At 62.4% G+C, this 19648-nt stretch carries 20 protein-coding genes; 7 read left to right on the top strand and 13 right to left on the bottom strand.

Features of this window, described 5'->3' with window-relative positions; translation table 11 throughout:
* Window positions 1-128: 128 nt before the first annotated feature.
* Window positions 129-1151, top strand: a complete 1023-nt coding sequence (locus FFS37_RS05525) for an aldo/keto reductase (RefSeq protein WP_137930132.1) — start codon at window positions 129-131, stop codon at window positions 1149-1151.
* A gap of 81 nt (window positions 1152-1232) precedes the next feature.
* Here FFS37_RS05525 and hupB read toward each other — a convergent pair whose 3' ends face one another.
* From hupB to FFS37_RS05505, 4 genes are all read right to left on the bottom strand, one after another.
* The gene (hupB, locus tag FFS37_RS05520) at window positions 1233-1505 is read right to left on the bottom strand and encodes a DNA-binding protein HupB (RefSeq protein ID WP_127268007.1); all 273 of its coding nucleotides are present in this window, start codon (window positions 1503-1505) and stop codon (window positions 1233-1235) included.
* Between the two features lie 196 nt (window positions 1506-1701).
* Window positions 1702-4113 (bottom strand): endopeptidase La, encoded by a 2412-nt coding sequence (lon, locus tag FFS37_RS05515; RefSeq protein WP_137929932.1) that lies wholly within the window; start codon window positions 4111-4113, stop codon window positions 1702-1704.
* Between the two features lie 273 nt (window positions 4114-4386).
* On the bottom strand, window positions 4387-5661 hold the full coding sequence (clpX, locus tag FFS37_RS05510) for an ATP-dependent Clp protease ATP-binding subunit ClpX (protein WP_010915651.1): 1275 nt from the start codon (window positions 5659-5661) through the stop codon (window positions 4387-4389).
* Between the two features lie 295 nt (window positions 5662-5956).
* Complete coding sequence (locus tag FFS37_RS05505) at window positions 5957-6586, bottom strand: ATP-dependent Clp protease proteolytic subunit (RefSeq protein WP_135900786.1); 630 nt, start codon at window positions 6584-6586, stop codon at window positions 5957-5959.
* A 340-nt stretch (window positions 6587-6926) separates the two neighbouring features.
* On the opposite strand from FFS37_RS05505, the gene FFS37_RS05500 reads away from it, so the two are divergent.
* On the top strand, window positions 6927-7520 hold the full coding sequence (locus FFS37_RS05500; protein ID WP_137929931.1) for a hypothetical protein: 594 nt from the start codon (window positions 6927-6929) through the stop codon (window positions 7518-7520).
* A gap of 1 nt (window position 7521) precedes the next feature.
* On the opposite strand, the gene FFS37_RS05495 is transcribed toward FFS37_RS05500, so the two are convergent.
* Window positions 7522-8625, bottom strand: coding sequence for an NAD(P)/FAD-dependent oxidoreductase (locus FFS37_RS05495; RefSeq protein WP_137929930.1), 1104 nt, complete (start codon window positions 8623-8625; stop codon window positions 7522-7524).
* 103 nt (window positions 8626-8728) lie between these two features.
* Between FFS37_RS05495 and FFS37_RS05490 the strand changes: the two genes are divergently transcribed.
* Both FFS37_RS05490 and FFS37_RS05485 read left to right on the top strand, forming a co-directional pair.
* Complete coding sequence (locus FFS37_RS05490; protein WP_137929929.1) at window positions 8729-9979, top strand: cytochrome P450; 1251 nt, start codon at window positions 8729-8731, stop codon at window positions 9977-9979.
* Between the two features lie 193 nt (window positions 9980-10172).
* The gene (locus tag FFS37_RS05485; RefSeq protein ID WP_232375583.1) at window positions 10173-11072 is read left to right on the top strand and encodes a hypothetical protein; all 900 of its coding nucleotides are present in this window, start codon (window positions 10173-10175) and stop codon (window positions 11070-11072) included.
* Here the strand turns inward: FFS37_RS05485 and FFS37_RS05480 are convergent, their stop codons facing one another.
* The 7 genes from FFS37_RS05480 to FFS37_RS05450 form a co-directional block, all read right to left on the bottom strand.
* Window positions 11073-11423 carry a cupin domain-containing protein gene (locus FFS37_RS05480; protein ID WP_137930131.1) on the bottom strand — a complete coding sequence of 117 codons (351 nt, stop codon included), beginning with the start codon at window positions 11421-11423 and terminating at the stop codon, window positions 11073-11075. It lies immediately after the preceding gene.
* Window positions 11424-11529: 106 nt separating this feature from the next.
* Window positions 11530-12810, bottom strand: a complete 1281-nt coding sequence (locus FFS37_RS05475; protein ID WP_137929927.1) for an O-acetylhomoserine aminocarboxypropyltransferase — start codon at window positions 12808-12810, stop codon at window positions 11530-11532.
* A 157-nt stretch (window positions 12811-12967) separates the two neighbouring features.
* Window positions 12968-13489, bottom strand: coding sequence for a CoA-binding protein (locus tag FFS37_RS05470; protein WP_137929926.1), 522 nt, complete (start codon window positions 13487-13489; stop codon window positions 12968-12970).
* Window positions 13476-14240 carry a GNAT family N-acetyltransferase gene (locus FFS37_RS05465; RefSeq protein ID WP_137929925.1) on the bottom strand — a complete coding sequence of 255 codons (765 nt, stop codon included), beginning with the start codon at window positions 14238-14240 and terminating at the stop codon, window positions 13476-13478. The genes FFS37_RS05470 and FFS37_RS05465 overlap by 14 nt, the downstream gene beginning before the upstream one ends.
* Entirely contained in the window at window positions 14237-15019 is a 783-nt protein-coding gene (locus FFS37_RS05460; protein ID WP_137929924.1) for an AAA family ATPase, read from the bottom strand. The genes FFS37_RS05465 and FFS37_RS05460 overlap by 4 nt, the downstream gene beginning before the upstream one ends.
* 13 nt (window positions 15020-15032) lie before the next feature.
* The gene (locus FFS37_RS05455; RefSeq protein ID WP_137929923.1) at window positions 15033-15455 is read right to left on the bottom strand and encodes a VOC family protein; all 423 of its coding nucleotides are present in this window, start codon (window positions 15453-15455) and stop codon (window positions 15033-15035) included.
* A gap of 2 nt (window positions 15456-15457) precedes the next feature.
* Window positions 15458-16279 (bottom strand): enoyl-CoA hydratase, encoded by an 822-nt coding sequence (locus tag FFS37_RS05450; RefSeq protein ID WP_137929922.1) that lies wholly within the window; start codon window positions 16277-16279, stop codon window positions 15458-15460.
* Between the two features lie 158 nt (window positions 16280-16437).
* Between FFS37_RS05450 and FFS37_RS05445 the strand changes: the two genes are divergently transcribed.
* The 3 genes from FFS37_RS05445 (at window position 16438) to rpsI (ending at window position 18066) form a co-directional block, all read left to right on the top strand.
* Window positions 16438-16902: a PaaI family thioesterase gene (locus FFS37_RS05445; RefSeq protein ID WP_137929921.1), complete on the top strand. Its 465-nt coding sequence runs from the start codon at window positions 16438-16440 to the stop codon at window positions 16900-16902.
* Window positions 16903-17117: 215 nt separating this feature from the next.
* On the top strand, window positions 17118-17582 hold the full coding sequence (gene rplM / locus FFS37_RS05440) for a 50S ribosomal protein L13 (RefSeq protein ID WP_010915638.1): 465 nt from the start codon (window positions 17118-17120) through the stop codon (window positions 17580-17582).
* Between the two features lies 1 nt (window position 17583).
* Entirely contained in the window at window positions 17584-18066 is a 483-nt protein-coding gene (gene rpsI, locus FFS37_RS05435; RefSeq protein WP_137929920.1) for a 30S ribosomal protein S9, read from the top strand.
* Window positions 18067-18130: 64 nt separating this feature from the next.
* Here rpsI and FFS37_RS05430 read toward each other — a convergent pair whose 3' ends face one another.
* Entirely contained in the window at window positions 18131-19519 is a 1389-nt protein-coding gene (locus FFS37_RS05430; protein WP_232375582.1) for an MFS transporter, read from the bottom strand.
* Window positions 19520-19648 lie beyond the last annotated feature (129 nt).

Raw genomic sequence — 19648 nt, 5'->3', positions numbered from 1 at the left:
CGAACAGCCTGCTTTTTTTCATGCTAGCAATCACGAAAATGCGTGTCCAACGCTCGCCGGCGCTTTTGCCGGGCCACGGCCATGATAGTGTCATGTCAGACAAATCAATCCCGGGAAAATCGCAGGACATGAAGACACGGCATTTCGACCGCATCGGCAATGGCGGTATCAGCTTTACGGAACTCGGCTTCGGCACCGCGCCGCTCGGCAATCTCTACCGCGCCGTTTCGGACGAGGACGCCAACGCCACGCTGGAGGCTGCCTGGGCGACCGGCTGCCGCTACTATGACACCGCACCGCTCTACGGGCTTGGCCTGTCCGAAACGCGCCTCAATCCGTTCCTGCGCTCCAGGAAACGTGACGATTACGTGCTGTCGAGCAAGGTTGGCCGCATCATGCGCGCCTGCCCGCCCGACCAGCGCACGGGCATCGGCAAATTCTTCGACACGCCGTCGCGCAGGGAAGTCTACGACTACAGCTACGATGGTGTGATGCGCTCTTTCGAGGCCTCTCTCGAGCGACTTGGCGTCGACCGCATCGACATCCTCTTCGTGCACGACGTCGATATCTTCACCCATGGCAGCAAGGAAGCGTCCGACCAGCGCATCGAGGAGTTCATGCGCTCGGGTTATTACGGCCTGCTGTCGCTGCGCGACCAGGGCGTCATCAAGGCGTTCGGCGGCGGCATCAACGAGTGGCAGGTTGCGCAGACTTTGGCGGAGCGCGGCGACTTCGACCTGTTCCTGCTGGCCGGGCGCTACACATTGCTGGAGCAGGAAGCGCTGACGTCCTTCCTGCCGCTCTGCCAGAAGCGCGGCATCGGCATCGTTCTGGGCGGCCCCTACAATTCCGGCATCCTGGCAACGGGACCGAAGCCCGGCGCCTACTACAACTATTCCGAGGCGCCAAAGGAAGTCCTCGAGCGGGTCGCCGGGATCGAGGCTGTCTGCAAGCGCCATGGTATCAGGCTGATCGAGGCCGCCTTGCAGTTTCCGCTGCTGCACCCTTCGGTCGTCTCGGTCATCCCGGGCGGCCAGCGGCCGAGCGAGGTGGAAAGCAACCGGTCGCTGCTCGACGCGAAACTTCCGGCGGCATTGTGGGCCGACCTCAAACAGGAAAGGCTGATGCGCGCGGACGCGCCGACGGCATAACCGGCATCGTGCGGCCAAAGGCACAAAAATGAAAAGCCGGGCTAGCCCGGCTTTTCCAGTATTCTAAAAAGAAAAACGCGCTTAGTTGACGGCGTCCTTGAGGCCCTTGCCGGCCGAGAACTTCGGCACGGTACGCGCCGGAATCTTCACTTCCGCGCCGGTCTGCGGGTTACGGCCCGTCGACGCCGCACGCTTTGACACGGAGAAATTGCCAAAGCCGACAAGCCGGACATCGCCGCCCTTCTTCAGTTCGCCGGTGATGACGGAAAATACCGCATCGACCGCCGACTGCGCGTCACCCTTCGAAATGCTCGCGGCGTCGGCGACAGCGGACACCAGTTCGTTCTTGTTCATAAAAATTCCCTTCCATGAGAACACCGGAACTAACGACTCATCCGGCAGGAAACGGACTTTAGAAAGAAGCGTTCCCGCAACCAAGTCGAAAAGCCCGGAAAAATTGGAAAAAAGCCCGGAAATCCGGGGTTTTTCACATGAAAAAGCCGGGCGCGAGGCCCGGCTCTCTGTTTGTGCGTTGCAACTTTAGCCAGAACTAATGCGCAAGCGACTTGCCGGCATCGTCGGCGCTATCCGTGGCGGCCGGAGGATTGACCGGCTCCACCCACTCGATCGGCTCAGGCATGCGCACAAGGGCGTGACGCAACACCTCGCCGACCCGCGAGACCGGAATGATTTCCATGCCGTTCTTCACGTTGTCCGGAATCTCCGCCAGATCCTTGGCATTGTCTTCCGGGATCAGCACCTTCTTGATGCCGCCGCGCAACGCGGCAAGCAGCTTCTCCTTGAGGCCACCGATCGGCAAGATGCGGCCGCGAAGCGTTATCTCGCCGGTCATCGCCACATCGGCCCGAACCGGGATACCGGTCAGCACCGACACAATGGCCGTGGCCATGGCGGCGCCCGCGGACGGACCGTCCTTCGGCGTGGCGCCTTCCGGCAAGTGGACGTGGATGTCGCGCTTGTCGAAAAGCGGCGGCTCGATGCCGAAATCGATAGCGCGCGAACGGACATAAGACGCCGCCGCCGAAATCGATTCCTTCATGACGTCGCGCAAATTGCCGGTCACCGTCATGCGGCCCTTGCCGGGCATCATCACGCCTTCGATCGTCAACAGTTCGCCACCGACTTCCGTCCAGGCAAGACCGGTAACGACACCGACCTGATCGTCCGCCTCGACCTGACCGAAGCGGAAGCGCTGGACACCGAGGTAATCGGCGAGGTTCGCCGCCGTGATGCTCACCGACTTCTTCTTCGTCTTCAGGATCTCGGTCACCGCCTTGCGCCCGAGCTTCATCAGCTCGCGCTCCAGGCTGCGCACGCCCGCTTCACGGGTGTAGGTCTGGATGATGGCGCGGATCGCGTCCTCGCTGACCGAAAACTCCTTCGGCTGCAAGGCGTGGTCGCGCACCACCTTGGGCAGCAAGTGCCGCTTGGCGATCTCGATCTTCTCGTCCTCGGTGTAGCCGGCGATACGGATGATCTCCATGCGATCCATCAGCGGCGCAGGGATGTTCAGCGTATTGGCCGTCGTCACGAACATCACGCTCGACAGGTCGTATTCGACCTCGAGGTAATGGTCCATGAACGTCGCGTTCTGTTCGGGGTCGAGCACCTCGAGCAGAGCCGATGACGGGTCGCCGCGGAAGTCCTGGCCCATCTTGTCGATCTCGTCGAGCAGGAAGAGCGGATTGGACTTCTTGGCCTTCTTCATCGACTGGATGACCTTGCCGGGCATCGAGCCGATATAGGTGCGGCGGTGACCGCGGATCTCGGCCTCGTCACGCACGCCGCCAAGCGCCATGCGGATGAACTCGCGGCCGGTCGCCTTGGCGATCGACTTGCCGAGCGAGGTCTTGCCGACGCCGGGAGGGCCGACGAGGCACAGGATCGGCCCCTTCAGCTTCTTCTGGCGGCTCTGCACGGCCAGATACTCGACGATGCGGTCCTTGACCTTGTCGAGGCCGAAGTGGTCGGTATCGAGCACGTTCTGGGCATAAGCCAGATCCTGCTTGACCTTGGAGTTCCTGCCCCACGGGATCGACAGCAGCCAGTCGAGATAGTTGCGCACCACGGTCGATTCAGCCGACATGGGCGACATCGTCCTCAGCTTCTTCAATTCGGCTTCCGCCTTTTCGCGGGCCTCCTTGGAGAGCTTGGTCTTCTTGATGCGCGCCTCGATCTCGGCGGCCTCGTCGCGGCCGTCCTCGCCTTCGCCGAGCTCCTTCTGGATCGCCTTCATCTGCTCGTTGAGGTAGTACTCGCGCTGCGTCTTCTCCATCTGGCGCTTGACGCGCGAGCGGATGCGCTTCTCCACCTGCAGGACGGAGATTTCGGCTTCCATGAAGCCCATCGCCTTTTCCAGCCGCTCCTTGACGGAGAGCGTGGCCAGCATTTCCTGCTTCTCTGGAATCTTGATGGCGAGGTGCGATGCCACCGTATCGGCGAGCTTGGAATAGTCGTCGATCTGGCTGGCGGCGCCCACCACTTCGGGCGAGATCTTCTTGTTCAGCTTGACGTAGTTCTCGAAGTCGGTGACGACCGAACGAGCCAGCGCCTCGACCTCGACCTCTTCCTCTTCCGGCTCGACGAGAGCCTTGGCCTGCGCCTCGTGGAAATCGGGACGGTCGGTGAAGGAGACGATTTTAGCGCGCGAGGCGCCCTCGACCAGAACCTTGACGGTACCGTCGGGCAGCTTCAGCAATTGCAGCACATTGGCGAGCGTACCGATGTCGAAGATCGCATCGGGCTCGGGATCGTCATCGGCGGCATTCATCTGGGTGGCAAGCAGGATCTGCTTTTCCTGCCCCATTACCTCCTCCAGCGCCTTGATCGACTTCTCACGCCCGACGAAGAGCGGAACGATCATGTGCGGAAACACCACGATGTCGCGCAGTGGGAGGACTGCGAAGACGCCGTCGCTGGGAGCCTTGGATATTTTGGCCATTGTCCAACCTTTCATGTCGCGGCCACCATCAGGCCAACCGCGAATCTCATATTAACGACCGGGGATCGTTCCGCCTACCACCGTTTGTGACGGGAGTTTTACAGCACAGAATTCGGCACCTCGGCCTTCATGTGTTAGGTGGATGCAAGCAGGGCAAAGATCAAGGGTTAACATCGTGTACAGCCCACTCCTTCGGCGAGGTTACGCGCCCGTCACAGCAAAACGGCGCCGCAAGGGCGCCGTTCCACTTGATATAAGGGGTCGAGGCCATTTTCAGGCGCTGACATTGCCCTTCTTTTCCTTCTGTTCGGAATAGATGTAGAGCGGCCGGGCGCTGCCGGTCACCACCTCTTCCGAAATAACCACTTCGCGCACGCCTTCGAGCGCCGGCAGTTCGAACATGGTGTCGAGCAGGATCGCCTCCATGATCGAGCGCAGGCCGCGCGCGCCGGTCTTGCGCTCGATGGCGCGCTTGGCGATCGCCGACAACGCGTTCTCGTGGAAGGTCAGATCGACATTCTCCATCTCGAACAGGCGCTGGTACTGCTTGACGAGCGCATTCTTCGGCTCGGTCAGGATCTGGATCAGCGCCGGCTCGTCCAGGTCCTCCAGCGTCGCCAGCACCGGCAGACGGCCGACGAACTCGGGGATCAGGCCGAACTTCAGGAGATCCTCGGGCTCGACCTGGCGGAAGATGTCGCCGGTGCGGCGATCTTCCGGGGAAGCCACGGTGGCGCCGAAGCCGATCGAGGTCTTGCGGCCGCGATCCGAGATGATCTTGTCCAGCCCGGCGAAGGCGCCGCCGCAGATGAACAGGATGTTGGCGGTGTCGACCTGCAGGAATTCCTGCTGCGGATGCTTCCTGCCGCCCTGCGGCGGCACGGAGGCGACCGTGCCTTCCATGATCTTGAGCAGCGCCTGCTGCACGCCCTCGCCCGAAACGTCGCGGGTGATCGACGGGTTGTCGGACTTGCGCGAGATCTTGTCGATTTCGTCGATGTAGACGATGCCGCGCTGCGCCCGCTCGACGTTGTAATCGGCGGATTGCAGCAGCTTCAGGATGATATTTTCCACGTCCTCGCCGACATAGCCGGCTTCGGTGAGCGTGGTGGCATCAGCCATCGTGAACGGCACGTCGATGATGCGGGCCAGCGTCTGCGCCAGCAGCGTCTTGCCGCAGCCGGTCGGGCCGATCAGCAGGATGTTGGACTTGGCCAGCTCGACATCGTTGTTCTTGCCGGCATGCGCGAGGCGCTTGTAGTGGTTGTGGACCGCCACCGACAGCACGCGCTTGGCGTAGGGCTGGCCGATGACGTAGTCGTCGAGAACCTTGAGGATCTCCTGCGGTGTCGGCACGCCCTCGCGCGACTTCACCATCGAGGTCTTGTTCTCCTCGCGGATGATGTCCATGCAGAGTTCGACGCACTCGTCGCAGATGAAGACCGTCGGACCGGCGATCAGCTTGCGCACTTCGTGCTGGCTCTTGCCGCAAAACGAGCAATAAAGCGTGTTCTTGGAATCACCGCTATTGTTGCCGACCTTGCTCATTTTCATGTCCTTTCATGGCCGCCCGCCGATGGTCTGGCTGAAAGGGCGCATACTCTATTTATCGCGGGAATCCGCCGCCGCCAGTGTCCCGGCTCCCGCAACGTATTCCGTACGAAACACAAATCAGAAAACGTGGCAATGATTCGCAGCTTCCCCACGCAAAGCTAAGCCGTCGAAAATCAACATAGCCTTAACGTAGGCAATCCCAACGTCCGAGGGAACAGCCAATTGTGGCCGAAATGCCGCAAGACGCGCCAAAAGCGCGTGATGCCGCCATCCAACTGCCAACCAGCCCTTATGCCACCGCCCCTTCGGCCGGCTCACGCGACGAAATGACCTTGTCGATCAAGCCGAAATCCTTGGCCTCGTCGGCGGTCATGAAATGGTCGCGGTCGAGCGTGCGCTCGATCTCCTCGTAGGTCTTGCCGGTGTGCTTGACATAGACCTCGTTGAGACGGCGCTTCAGCTTGACGATGTCCATGGCGTGGCGCTCGATATCCGAGGCCTGGCCCTGGAAGCCACCCGACGGCTGGTGAACCATGATGCGGGCGTTCGGCGTAGCAAAGCGCATGTCCTTGTGGCCGGCGGTCAAGAGCAGTGAGCCCATCGATGCCGCCTGGCCGATGCACAGCGTCGACACGGCCGGCTTTATGAACTGCATGGTGTCGTAGATCGCCATGCCCGAGGTGACGACGCCGCCGGGCGAATTGATGTAGAGGTTGATTTCCTTCTTCGGGTTCTCGGCTTCGAGGAACAGGAGCTGCGCGCAGACCAGCGTCGCCATGCCGTCCTCGACCGGACCGGTAATGAAGATGATGCGCTCCTTGAGGAGGCGCGAGAAGATGTCGTATGCCCGCTCGCCGCGATTGGTCTGTTCGACCACCATCGGGACCAGGTTCATGTAGGTTTCGACGGGATTCTTCATCTGATATCTCTTGTCTCGCGGTGGGATTTTCCGGCGCCGGACAGGCTGGCAGCTCGGGCAGAATCGGTTCTGGATCGTTACGACGTAAATAGGATGCCGGCTCATCCTTGTGCAAGGCCGACCCGTCCTAGCCATCTGGGTAAGTCGAATCAAGCTTTCTGGCGGGAATTCGCCGCATTGAGCCTGCTCACGCCGCTTCACGACGCCGTCGGAGACGGCCAGGTAGCGGTTCCTTAACCGCATCGCTTAACGAAATGTGCCGAAACCGCTTTTCTCCGGCATGGCTTGCCCTACAATCCAACGTTGAACCGTCATTGTACCGTTCAACAGGGGGAGTGTCATGTTTGGGAAAACCGCATGCTTCGCCATTGCCGGGCTGACCGTGCTCGGCTCGATCTCGCCGACCGCCGCCGGCGGCCGCGCCGTCGAATGTTATGAGCCTGTCCGGACAGCCGCCGTCTATGACACGGTCTACGAAAACGTCATGGTCAGGCCTGCCGGCCAGCAGGTGGTGGATTATGACCCGCCGATCTACGGCACCCGCGAGCGCGTGGTGATGACGGTGCCCGCTCAGGTTCGATATGAGGTGGTGCCGGCGATCACCCGGACCGTCTATCACACCGTCAGGGTCGATGGCGGCGGCTACTCCTGGGAATGGCGTGTCATCCATGGCCGCAAGGTGCTCTGCAAGATCTGGCACAAGGCCCGCTACGAGCGTGTCGCCGAGACGGTTGTGATCCAGCCGGAGCGCACGCGACGTGTCGTCATACCCGCGCAATACGACAGCATAGCCGAAGAGGTGCTGGTGCGGCCCGAACAGCGGCGCATCATCGACGTTCCCGCTTCCTACCAGACCGTGGCGCGGCGCGTGCTGGTCCGCGAGGGGTCATCCGGCTGGCGGCGTGTGCATATTCCAAGGCATTGCCAGGATTAGGTCAGGTTACCTCGGCTCGCAGCCAACGCTTCAAGCCCGCGACATCGCCATTGCCGACCGCCGCCGCGACGCGCCTGCCGACGGCCGCGCCGAATTTGTAGCCGTGGCCGGAGCAGGCCGAGACGACAAGGCACCTGCCCTTCTCATGCGCCATGAACTTTTCGTCGGCGGTGAAGGTGTAGGCGCAGGTGACGACTTCGGTAATCCGGTATTCCTCGATGCGGGCGATCGGCGGTGAAAACAGGTTGCGGATCGCCTCGCCCTCGCCCGGCACCGGGTCACGGTTCCAGTCGGCGTCGCTGGTCGGCACCTTATGCAGGCCCGAGCCGAACTTCATTCCGGCGCCGCGGCTGAGCGGGATCATGTAGCCATCGGTCTTGCCGCCGACATCGAGGATGACAGGGGCGGTTTCCCATACGGCCCTGAGGTCCGCGGGCGGTTCGACATAAGCGAGCGCGGTGCGGTAGGTCTTCAGGTCTCCGCCGAGTTCGGGAAATAGTTTCAGCACCCAGGCGCCGGCCGCGACGACGATGCGGTCGGCCTGCATGGTTTCGCCGTGTTCCAGAACGACATGGCCGGCCTCGGCATCGATCTCCGTCACCTTGCTGTGCTCGTAGACATTGGCGCCGTTGGCGCGCAGCCATGCCGCCAATCCCGCCGCGATCTTCCTGCAATGCAGCGCTCCGCCTTCCGGCGAAAGATAGGCATAGCGGAACGAACCCGGTTCAAGGAAAGGCCAGCGCCTCACCGCTTCGTCCGGCTCGAAGAGTTCGAACGGGAAATTTCCTTCCTCCAGCCCTTCCCGATAGTCCTCGGCCTCGTCGCCCGGCTCGCGCGATATACAGAGGAATCCCCTTGCATCGAGATGGTTCTCGCCGAGATCAGCCCACATTTCGTCCCAGGCTTCATAAGCCTCGCCGATCATGCGGCCATAACCTGTTCCGGTCCGATAGGCGCGGCGGATGATACGGTGATGGTCGCCGGATGCCGCGAGCGGATTGGCGATCGGCCCCTGCTCGACGATCGAGACGCCGTGACCCGCCTTGACCAGCGACCAGGCGGTCGAAAGACCGGCGATGCCCGCGCCGACAACGATCACATTCATCAATTCAGACCTTCCTCACCCGGAATGATTGGCTCAATCCATCGTGCTTGGGGCGCCAACATACGGTCTGGAATGAGGCTGGCAAGGCGCGCTATGGAACGGCATGACCAAATCGACGCCGCCCTACCTCGCCTTTGATCCAGCAAGCCGCCGGTTGCGGCTCGACCCGCACGAACCGGCTTTCTTCCTGGACCCGTACAAGGCCTATGCGTTCCTGCACAGCGCTTCGAACGCCTTTTTCTGGGAGGAATTCGGTTTCTGGTGTTTCGGCGGCTTCGACGACGTCAACAGGCTGCTGCGTGACCGGCGTTTCGGCCGCCAGAACCCGGCAGGCATTCCCGACCGCCGCGGCATCGGCCAGGACCGGAGCCATCTCGAGGCGTTCGACGGCATCGAGGCGAACTCGATGCTGGAGCTGGAGCCGCCGGTGCATGCGCGGCTCAGAACGCTGGTCAACCGGGCTTTCGTCTCGCGCCAGGTCGAGCGTCTGCGGCCGCGTGTCGAGACGCTCGCCAATGAACTGATCGACCGTTTCGACCCGGCCGGCCCCGTCGACCTTTTACCCGCCTTCGCCTCCCCCCTGCCGATCACCATCATCGCCGAAATGCTTGGCGTGCCGGTCGATATGGGGCCACAACTGCTCGACTGGTCGCATCAGATGGTCGCCATGTACATTCATGGTCGCACCCGCGAGACCGAGGACACCGCAAACCGCGCCGCGGGTGAATTTTCCGCCTTCCTGCGCGGCTACGTCACCGAGCGGCGCAAGAACCCCGGCGACGACCTGTTGTCGCTGCTGATCTCGGCGCAGGAGGACGGCCAGAAGCTCACAGAGGATGAGTTGGTGTCCTCGGCGATCCTGCTGCTCAATGCCGGGCACGAGGCGACCGTCCACCAGACTGGCAATGCCGTGCGCTCAATCCTGATGCAGGGCGGCGACCCCAGCCGTTTCTTCACCTCGGCGGAAGCGACTGCGGCAACGGTCGAGGAGTGCCTGCGTTTCGACGCGCCGCTGCACATGTTCACCCGCTATGCCTATCAGGAGATCGAGGTCGCCCCGGGAATTGTCGTGCAACCGGGCCAGACGATCGGACTTTTGCTCGGCATGGCCAATCATGATCCGCGCGCCTTTGCCGAACCGGCGGCCTTTCGGCCTGACCGCACGGACCAGAAGAACGTATCGTTTGGCGCCGGCATCCATTTCTGCATCGGCGCGCCGCTTGCGCGGCTCGAACTGCAGGTATCGCTGAAGACTTTGTTCGAGCGGCATCCGCGACTGCATCTTGCCGAAGAGCCCCGCTTCCGCGACACTTACCACTTCCATGGGCTGGAAACGCTCTCGGTCGGCTTCTGAACGATCGCGGGCTTGGGGTTGCGCGATGAAGCTGTTCTGGAGACCTGCGACGGCGTTCGCATTGGCGTTGCTATGCGCCTGCATCGGAGCGACGCACGCGCAGCAGCAGCCGGAAAACATCCCGCAGGAAAACAGCGATTCTGTCGCGCGGGCCATCGCTGGCAGCCTGCTCGAGCGCCGGACGGGAGCGGCCGTGCCCGCGGACAGATTCTGGGCGTATGAAGTCGACTTCAACCTGGACGGCCTGTCCGAAATCTATGCCTATGTCGCAGATCCCAATTGCGACGGCGTGAAATGCGGGCTCTTCCTGTTCGTGCTGGAAGGCGACACCTATCGCGAGGTGCTCGGCGACGTCCCAGGCGCCAGACTTGCGGCTCCAGACAAGGTCAGCCTCGGCACCTTCAAGCGCAATGGCTTTTTCGATCTGCAACTCGACCAGAGGGTGCTTGGCTGGACGGGCGACCGCTATGCGGACGCATCAACCTTCCCCGCTACACTGCTTGACGGAACTGCCTTCCTGGCGGCCTGCGAAAAGAGCAAATCAAGCGAACAGCCCGAAGAAGGCGAGGCCGAGAAAATTGCCGAAGCGTGCCAATGTCAGATCAATCGATTGCAGACGATAGGCTTTTCACAGGCCGAGCTTGACCAGTACTCCGGGTCTTTGGGCGAGAATTTCGAGTATCCCGGCGGCGGCAAGGACAAGGCCTGGCAGGCCGTCGCCGCGAACGGGAGCGACGTCGCAACCGGCTGCGATGTCGCAGCCGGCAAGAGCCAATGGCCCTCGAGCTCTCTCAGTCATGGCGACCAGCCTCAGCAGAAGCTCAATTTCGACGGCTTTCTCGACGCCTGCCCGGCGCAGGATTTCATCCTCACCAACCACAAGACCGGCTCGCCCGACCGGGCGCTAGCGCTTTGTGGCTGCCTCGCCCGGGAGATCCCGACCTATGGCGTGAGCCAGGAAGGAATGGATCTCCTGGCGCAGTACTACCGCAACGAGATTTCGGACTCCGATCTCGAAGCACAGGACGCCGATTTGCTGGCCTCGCACGACAAGGCGTCGGAAGCCTGCCTCGGCGCGTTTCCGGCGAAATGATCAGAGCTTGATCACATATTCCTTGCGAGTCGTTTCAAGCACTTCCCAGCTTCCCTTGAAGCCGGGTCTCAGCACGAAACTGTCGCCGGCCCTGACGGTTCGCGCTTCGCCGCCATCCTCGGCGATGACCGAAACGCCTGCCAGGATGTGGCAGAACTCCCATTCGTCATAGACGATGCGCCACTTGCCGGGTGTCGATTCCCAGATGCCGGCATAGAGGCCGCCATCCCGCTCCTCGATGTTCCAGGTGCGGAATTTCGGGTCGCCGGAGATCAGGCGGTCCGGCGCCGGAGCGCCGGATTCGGGTTCGACGCTGTCAGTCGATATTGTCAGGTAATGCGAGGACAGGATGTGCTCCAACAGTGAGTAGTGAGTAGTGAGTAGAATTGCCCCATCGGTTCGTGAGAAACTAGTCCCTACTGACTACTGACTACCGACCACTCACTACCTCAAGGCATCAGACCTTGGCGAGTGCCTGTTCGAGGTCGGCGACGATGTCGGTGACGTCCTCGATGCCGACCGAGAGCCGCACCGTGTCCGGCCCGGCGCCGGCCTTGACCTTCTGCTCGTCGGAAAGCTGGCGGTGCGTGGTCGACGCAGGGTGGATGACCAAAGACTTGGTGTCGCCGACATTGGCGAGGTGCGAGAACAGTTCGAGCGCCTCGACGAACTTGACCCCTGCCTCGTAGCCGCCCTTGAGGCCGAAGGTGAACACGGCACCGGCGCCCAGCGGAGAATATTTCTTCTGCAGGGCGTTGTTCTTGTCGCTGGGCAGGCCAGGATAGTTCACCCAGGCGACCTTGGGGTGGTTGGACAGCCAGCCAGCGACCGTGATGGCATTGTCGCAATGGCGCTGCATGCGCAGCGGCAAGGTTTCCAGCCCGGTCAGGATCAGGAAGGCGTTGAAGGGTGAGATGGCCGGGCCGAGGTCGCGCAGTCCGAGCACGCGCGCGGCGATGGCGAAGGCGAAATTGCCGAAGGTTTCGTGCAAGACGAGGCCGCCATATTCGGGGCGCGGCTCCGACAGCATCGGGTACTTGCCCGACTTCGACCAGTCGAAGGTACCGCCGTCGACAATGACGCCGCCGATCGAATTGCCATGCCCGCCGATGAACTTGGTCAGTGAATGGACGACGATATCGGCGCCATGCTCGATCGGCCGGATCAGGTAGGGCGAGGCAAGCGTGTTGTCGACGATCAGCGGCAGGCCGTGCTTGCGCGCGATGTCGCCGATCTTCTCGATGTCGACGAAGGTGCCGCCGGGATTGGCAAGACTCTCGATGAAGATCGCCTTGGTCTTGTCATCGATCTGGCTCTCGAAGGTCGACAGGTCGTTGGTGTCAGCCCAACGCACCTCCCAGCCGTAATTCTTGAAGGCATGGCCGAACTGGTTGATCGAGCCGCCATAAAGCTTGTTGGCGGCGACAAAATTGTCGCCCGGCTGCATCAGATTGTGGAACACGATGAGCTGCGCGGCATGGCCGGACGCGACCGCAAGGGCGGCAGTACCGCCTTCAAGCGCGGCGACGCGCTCCTCCAGCACCGCCTGGGTCGGGTTCATGATGCGGGTGTAGATGTTGCCGAAGGCCTTCAGGCCGAACAGCGAGGCGGCATGATCGGCGTCGTCGAAGACATAGGAGGTCGTCTGATAGATCGGCGTGGCGCGAGCGCCGGTCGCCGGATCGGGCTTGGCGCCGGCATGGACGGCGAGCGTGTTGAAGCCGGGTGTACGGGTCACTGAAACCTCCCTCGAGAACCTATGAAATTCGCCGGGCATTCTTGGCGAAGCCCGGCGCTGATGCAAAGAAGAAAATACCTTTCGGCGTGCGATGTGCGATGAACGCTTGGGAAACTCAGCCGCTTCCCGAAATAATTTTGCGCGTCCGGGGACTTGCCTACTTCTGGCGCACGCCAAAACTCTGGAAGCCCTGGCGCATCAGCGGCTTTTTCGACGACAGCACGCCGGAATTGACGCCGGTCCAACCGATCTCGCCGGACAGCTTGCCGTACTCGATCTTGGGGCAGCGGTTCATCACCACCTTGATGCCGGCGGCCTCGGCGCGCGCGGCCGCATCGTCATGACGCACGCCGAGCTGCATCCAGATGACCTTGGGCAAGGGATCGAGTTGGAGGATCTCTTCCACAATACCGGGCACAGCCGATGGCGCGCGAAAAATGTCGACCATGTCGATCGGCTCCGGAATATCGGCCAGCCTGGCATAGGTCATCCGACCGAGGATTTCCTTGCCGGCCTGGCCGGGGTTTATCGGGAACACCGAAAAACCCTTGGCCAGCAGATATTTCAGCACGAAATAGCTCGGCCGCACATCGTTGGCCGACGCGCCGACCATGGCGACGGTCTTCACCGAATTGAGGATGCCGGAAATGTAAGTGTTGTCGTAGCTATCGTGGTTCATGCGGCTTCCTGCGGTAGTGGTATCGATAGAGTTCACGGCTGAATCCGAGCGAGGCGTAGAGTGCGCGGGCCGCTGTGTTGTCGGCAACCACCTGCAGGCATGCGGCAGACGCACCGGCCCGCCGCGCCCAATCGACCAGGGTGCCGACCGTCCCACGGCCAAGGCCTTGCTGCCTGAAAGCGCTGTCGGTTTCAACCGATTCCACGACGAGCATGCCATCGCGGATAACGCCGAAGGCGACCGCGACGACCACCCCGTCGCGCGAGATCGACACGAAGGCCCTGTCGCCGACGATGGAAGCCGTCATCCGGCGAAAGATGCGGCGTTCGTCTTCGTCATAAGCGCTCATGCGAAACCGCGCCGCGAACCAGTCCTCGCCGGGGATTGGCGAAACCGCGACCCTGGCGTCACGGACTTCCGCCATATCGTCGATCCCAGCATAGAGATGGATCGTTCCGCCCTCCGGCTGGTAGCCGCGGCGATCGAGCTCGGTTTCAAGTTCGCCTGCGATGTCGGGCACACGAAACAGCGGCGTCTGACCGTGACCGATGTAGAAGGCCTCCGCCGCGTCGATCACCCTGTCGGGCGCACCACGCCGGCCGCGCAGGGGATTGGCGGAGTTCGGCCTCCGGATCCGTCCGCCCGAGCGCCGCAGAAGCCAGCCATCGACGATCATCTCGACTGCCGCCGGCCAACCTTCGTGGCAAGCCTGCTCAACCCGCCAGTTGAGGTCATCATCGCCGATGCTCAAATCTCGTCCTCCCTCAGCGCTTCCTCCATAAAGGCCTGGGGATCGCTGCAGAAGTCACGCATCATGCGAAAATGATCGGTATCGGTGTAATCGGTCGGATCGAGCCCGAACCGGCTGATGCGGAACAGCCGAGCGCCCGGACAGGCCATCAGCAGTGGCGAATGCGTTGCCATGATCACTTGCGCCGTGCCGGACTGGTCCATGCGCCGCAGCATCTTCAGGAGTTCGATCTGCCGCGATGGCGACAGTGCGCTTTCCGGCTCGTCGAGGATGTAGATGCCTTGCCTGCGGCAGCGCTCCTCGAAGAAGCGGATAAATCCCTCGCCATGCGACCAGGACAGGAAATCCGGCGGCGGTGGTCTGAACGGGTCTTCCAGCGCTGCCTGATCGAGATATCGGGCGACCGAGTAAAAAGATTCGGCGCGAAAGAACCAGCCGGCGGTGACCTTTGGCAGCCAGTGGCCGCGCAAGGTATTGGCAAGCGCGGCGCCGCTGGTGTCGATAGCGACGGAATGGTCGACCGGGCGATATCCTTTCCCGCCGCCGGCCTCGTCATAGCCGGCGAGCGCGCCGATCGCTTCGAGCAGCGTCGATTTGCCGGTGCCGTTCTCACCAACGATGACAGTGATAGGCGTGGTGAATTCTAGCTCGAATGCGTGGCCGCGAAACAGCGGCAAATTCCAGGGGTATTTTTCCCAGTCCACCACCCGCTCGGGGTCAAGCAGCACACGCCTAAGATACGGCGCCTTGAGCCGCGTCAATTGCTTGCGGTATGCCATCACACGATCAGCATCATTCTGGCAGCGAAATCGTGCCGTCTTCCGCGATCGGAAAGGCCGGATTGTGCGCCACTTCCCAGACATGGCCATCTGCATCGGCGAAATAGCCGTACCAGCCGCCCCAGAAGGCGCGGCCGGCCGGCTTGACGACGTTGCCGCCGGCCTTTTCCGCCATGGCGAGCACCTCGTCGACTTCGGCGTCGGAACGGGTGTTGTAGGCGAGATAAACCGCCGAAGGCGCCTTGGCGAAGGCGATCCCCACATCCTCTTCGGCGCTGACGCGCGGAAACAGGCCGAGGATCGCGCCGCCCATCTGGAAGAAGGCGACGCCGTCGGTGATCCCGGCATGACGCTTCAGGCCCATCGCCTCGTAGAAACGCACCGCACGGTCGAGATCGTCCGTGGCGATGGTGATGATGGAAATGCGCGGTTCCAAGGCTACTCGTCCGTCCATTCGGGCTTGCGCTTGCCGATGAAGGCGCCAATGCCCTCCTGCGCGTCGCGCGCCAGCATGTTCTCGACCATGACGCGGCCGGTGTAGGAATACGCGTCCGCCAGCCCCATCTCGGCCTGCGCGTAAAAGGCTTCCTTGCCGGTCTTGATCACCAAAGACGATTTTGAAGCAATGGTTTGCGCGTATTTATTGACGATCTGATTCAGGTATTCACGCGGTACGACGCGATTGATCAGCCCGAACTCCCTTGCGGTTGCCGCATCGATGGTCTCGCCGGTCAGCAGCATCTCCATCGCCTGCTTGCGCGAGACGTTGCGCGACAGCGCCACCATCGGCGTCGAACAGAACAGGCCGATATTGACGCCCGGCGTGCAGAACGTCGCCTCATGCGAAGCAATCGCCAGATCGCAGCTTGCGACCAGTTGCAGGCCGGCGGCGGTGGCCAGCCCGTCCACTTCCGCGATCACGGGCAAGGGATGGCGCACGATCGCCTGCATCAGCTTGGCGCAGGCGGCAAAGGTCTCCTCGAAGAAGGCCTTGCCGCGATCGGCGTCGGCGCGCCGCGCCGTCATTTCCTTGAGATCATGGCCGGCGCAGAACACTTTTCCCGATGCGGCCAGGATGATGACACGCACGGACCGATCCGATCTGGCGCGTTCCAGTTCAGCCGCAAGCGCCGCCATCGTCGCCAAGGACAGCGCGTTGGCGGGCGGGCTAGCCAGCGTCAGGCGAAGAACGCCCTTGTCCAGGCTGGCAAGAACGGGGCCGTCGGCGACGGCCGGCTTGATGGCGACGATTTCAGCCAATTTGCAACCTCTTTGTCCGCCCGTCTTCGCGGGCCATGGAGCAAAAGAACTAGCACGCTGCCGGTTGAAGAACAGCCGCGAGGCGTGTTTTCTCGAACTCACGAGTTGGTCCAGGCGCCCGCGACTGCGGCCGCCGCTCACAATACAGGAAACCGCCCATGCCTGGCCAAAGCAATCTGAAACCCGTGCTGACGGCAGCGGAAGTCAATACGCTGATGGAGACGGTTTTTCCGCAGCTCAATGAGAACTCCACCGCCTATGAGGCGATCGAGGTGTTCCCCGGGGGCTGCACCGTGCGGCTCAATGCCGGCGAACGGCATTTGCGCCCGGGCGGCACGGTGTCCGGCCCTGCCCTGTTCACGCTTGCCGACATTGGCGGTTATGTCTGCGTGCTCAGCCATGCGGGACCGGACGCGCTCTCGGTCACCACCAATCTCAACATCAACTTCGTGCGCAAGGCCGAGGCGGGTCCCATCGATGGCCATTGCCGCATCCTGAAGCTGGGAAAGAGCCTGATGGTGTTCGATATCGACATCGTTGCGGGCCCGGAAGGACAGACGATCGCGCATGCCACCGGCACCTATTCGATCCCACCCAAGCGCACCGGCGATGTGGTAAAATAATACCTTTTGCCTAGGCCATTGTTTTTGCTATTGTTTCCTCGCTGAATGGCTTTTTCAACGTCTTGACGCGATAACTCCCCTCGCCTATAAGCCCTCACGAAGCAGCGGCCCGCAAAGGCCGCCGTTTTGTTATTGGCGGCGGGGAAATGTCTCATCGCCAATCCAAGCAACAAGAAACGCCTTCCCTGTGAAGGTCACAACCGAGAGCAGAAAACATGACAACCTTTTCGCAGAAGCCTGCGGATGTGGTGAAGAAGTGGATCCTGATCGACGCCGAAGGTCTCGTCGTCGGTCGTCTGGCCACTGTCATCGCCAACCATCTTCGCGGCAAGCACAAGCCGACCTTCACCCCGCATGTCGACGACGGCGACAATGTCATCGTCATCAATGCCGACAAGGTGGTGTTCACCGGCAAGAAGTTCACCGACAAGGTCTATTACTGGCACACCGGCCACCCCGGCGGCATCAAGGAGCGCACCGCGCGCCAGCTGCTCGAGGGCCGTTTCCCCGAGCGCGTCGTCGAGAAGGCCGTTGAGCGCATGGTTCCGCGCGGCCCGCTCGGCCGTCGCCAGATGAAGAACCTGCGCGTCTATGCAGGTGCCGAGCATCCGCATGTCGCCCAGCAGCCAGAAGTCCTCGACGTGGCCAAGCTGAATTCCAAGAACAAGAAGGTCGCATAAGATGGCTGAGCTTTCCTCGCTCGCAGAGCTGGGCGCCGCTACCGGTAACACCAACACGCAGCCGGCAGCCCCCGTCCATGTCCAGAAGCTCGACAAGTCGGGCCGCGCCTATGCCACCGGCAAGCGCAAGAACGCCATCGCGCGCGTCTGGGTGAAGCCGGGCTCCGGCAAGATCATCGTCAACGACAAGGAATTCGCGAACTATTTCGCGCGTCCGGTCCTGCAGATGATCCTCAACCAGCCGATCATCGCCTCCAACCGCGCGGGCCAGTACGACATCGTCGCGACCGTCGTCGGCGGCGGTCTGTCGGGCCAGGCCGGTGCCGTCCGTCACGGCATCTCGAAGGCGCTGACCTATTACGAGCCGGCGCTGCGCGCAGTGCTCAAGAAGGGCGGCTTCCTGACCCGCGACAGCCGCGTCGTCGAGCGCAAGAAGTACGGCAAGGCAAAAGCCCGCCGTTCGTTCCAGTTCTCGAAGCGCTAAGCGCTTCGCAGTTTCGGACAATCGAAAAGGCCGCCTCCGGGCGGCCTTTTTGCGTTGCCCGCCTTCATCCGGAGGAGTGATCGGCATCGCGGATGAACAGGAAAGCGCAGACGGCTGCGGCAGCCACGGCCAAGGCCGAGCCCAGGAAGGCCAGTTGCATGCCTTTGATGGTGCCCAGCGCCAAGGCGGAGCCGAACAGGGCGACACCGATGGCCCCACCCGACTGGCGCACCGTGTTGAGCACGCCCGATGCCGTTCCCGACATCTCGGCAGGCACCGCTGACAGGAGCGCGGTGGTCATGGCTGGCACGGCAAGACCGATGCCTATCGGCAGGAAGAGCAGCCGCCAGAGCAGCGAGGCATAGGACGTGTCGGCCTGTATCAGCGCCATCAGGCCGAACCCGGCAGCACCGACGAGCAGGCCGAGCGCCATCGGCAGGCGCGGGCCATAGGTCGCGGCGATGCGCCCCGCGGCGATGTTCGACACCGTGACCGCCGCCATGAACGGCAGGAAGGCAAGTCCGGTCATCTCAGGCGAAAAATGCCTCTCCTGCTGGAAATAGAGGCTGAGCATGAAGATCGTGCCGTAGAGCGTCAAATTGACCGCCAGCCCGACGAGGCTGGTCACAGCCGGGATGCGGCTGGCAAACAGTTTCAGCGGAAACATTGGCGCCTTGGTCCTGCTCTCCACCAGCAGGAACAGGCTTCCGGCCAAAACAGCCAAGATCAGCCCGCCGACGACCGGCATCGAGGTCCAGCCCGACGATCCGGTTTCGATGAAGGCCCCAGTCAACGAGAAGAGCGTCAGCACCACCAGCCCCTGTCCGGCCCAATCGATCGGCGGCCGCTCGGCCTTCAGCGGCGTTTCCTCGAGGAACCGGTAGGCCATCCAGATGGCGAGGATACCGATGGGCAGATTGACCAGGAAGATGCTGGCCCAGCCGAGTGAGGCGACCATGAAACCACCAAGCACCGGTCCGGCCGACAACGCGATGCCGCCCGCCGCCGTCCACAGGCCGACGGCACGCGCCCGGCGAGGCTTGTCGGAGGCGTAGGCGCGATTGAGCAGCGCCAGCGAACAGGGCATCAGCAATGCCGCACCCGCCCCCTGCACGGCGCGCGCCGCGATCAGCACCCAAGGGCTCTGCGCCAGGCCGCAGACCAGCGAGGCGATGCTGAACAGCGCCATGCCGCCGACGAAGACGCGGCGAGCGCCGATCCTGTCGCCGAGCGCTCCGCCGGCGAGCAGCAATGAGGCAAAGGCAAGCGTATAGGCGTCGACCACCCATTGCAGGCCGCCTATGCCCATCGAGAGCGCCGCCCCGATCCTGTTCAGCGCGACATTGACGATGGAGACATCGAGTTGCACGACGACGAAGCCGAGACTGGTCGCGGCGATTGTAGCGGCGTAGGCCGCGGGGCGGCTGGAGACCATGGTATCGGGCATGCCCATGGATAACGGCTTCCCCCTGACACCGTTGCGTCAGGAGACGCCGGCCCGCGACAACTAGGCCGGCATGCCGATCACGGCAAATCAATTGATGCTGGTGGTCGCGGCCGATCGCGGCCATGGCCGCCTTCC

The organism is Mesorhizobium comanense (assembly GCF_005503535.1).
Lineage (GTDB): Bacteria > Pseudomonadota > Alphaproteobacteria > Rhizobiales > Rhizobiaceae > Mesorhizobium > Mesorhizobium comanense.
The sequence above is the reverse complement of the archived record's forward strand: the minus strand, read 5'-3'. Positions and strand labels throughout refer to the sequence as shown.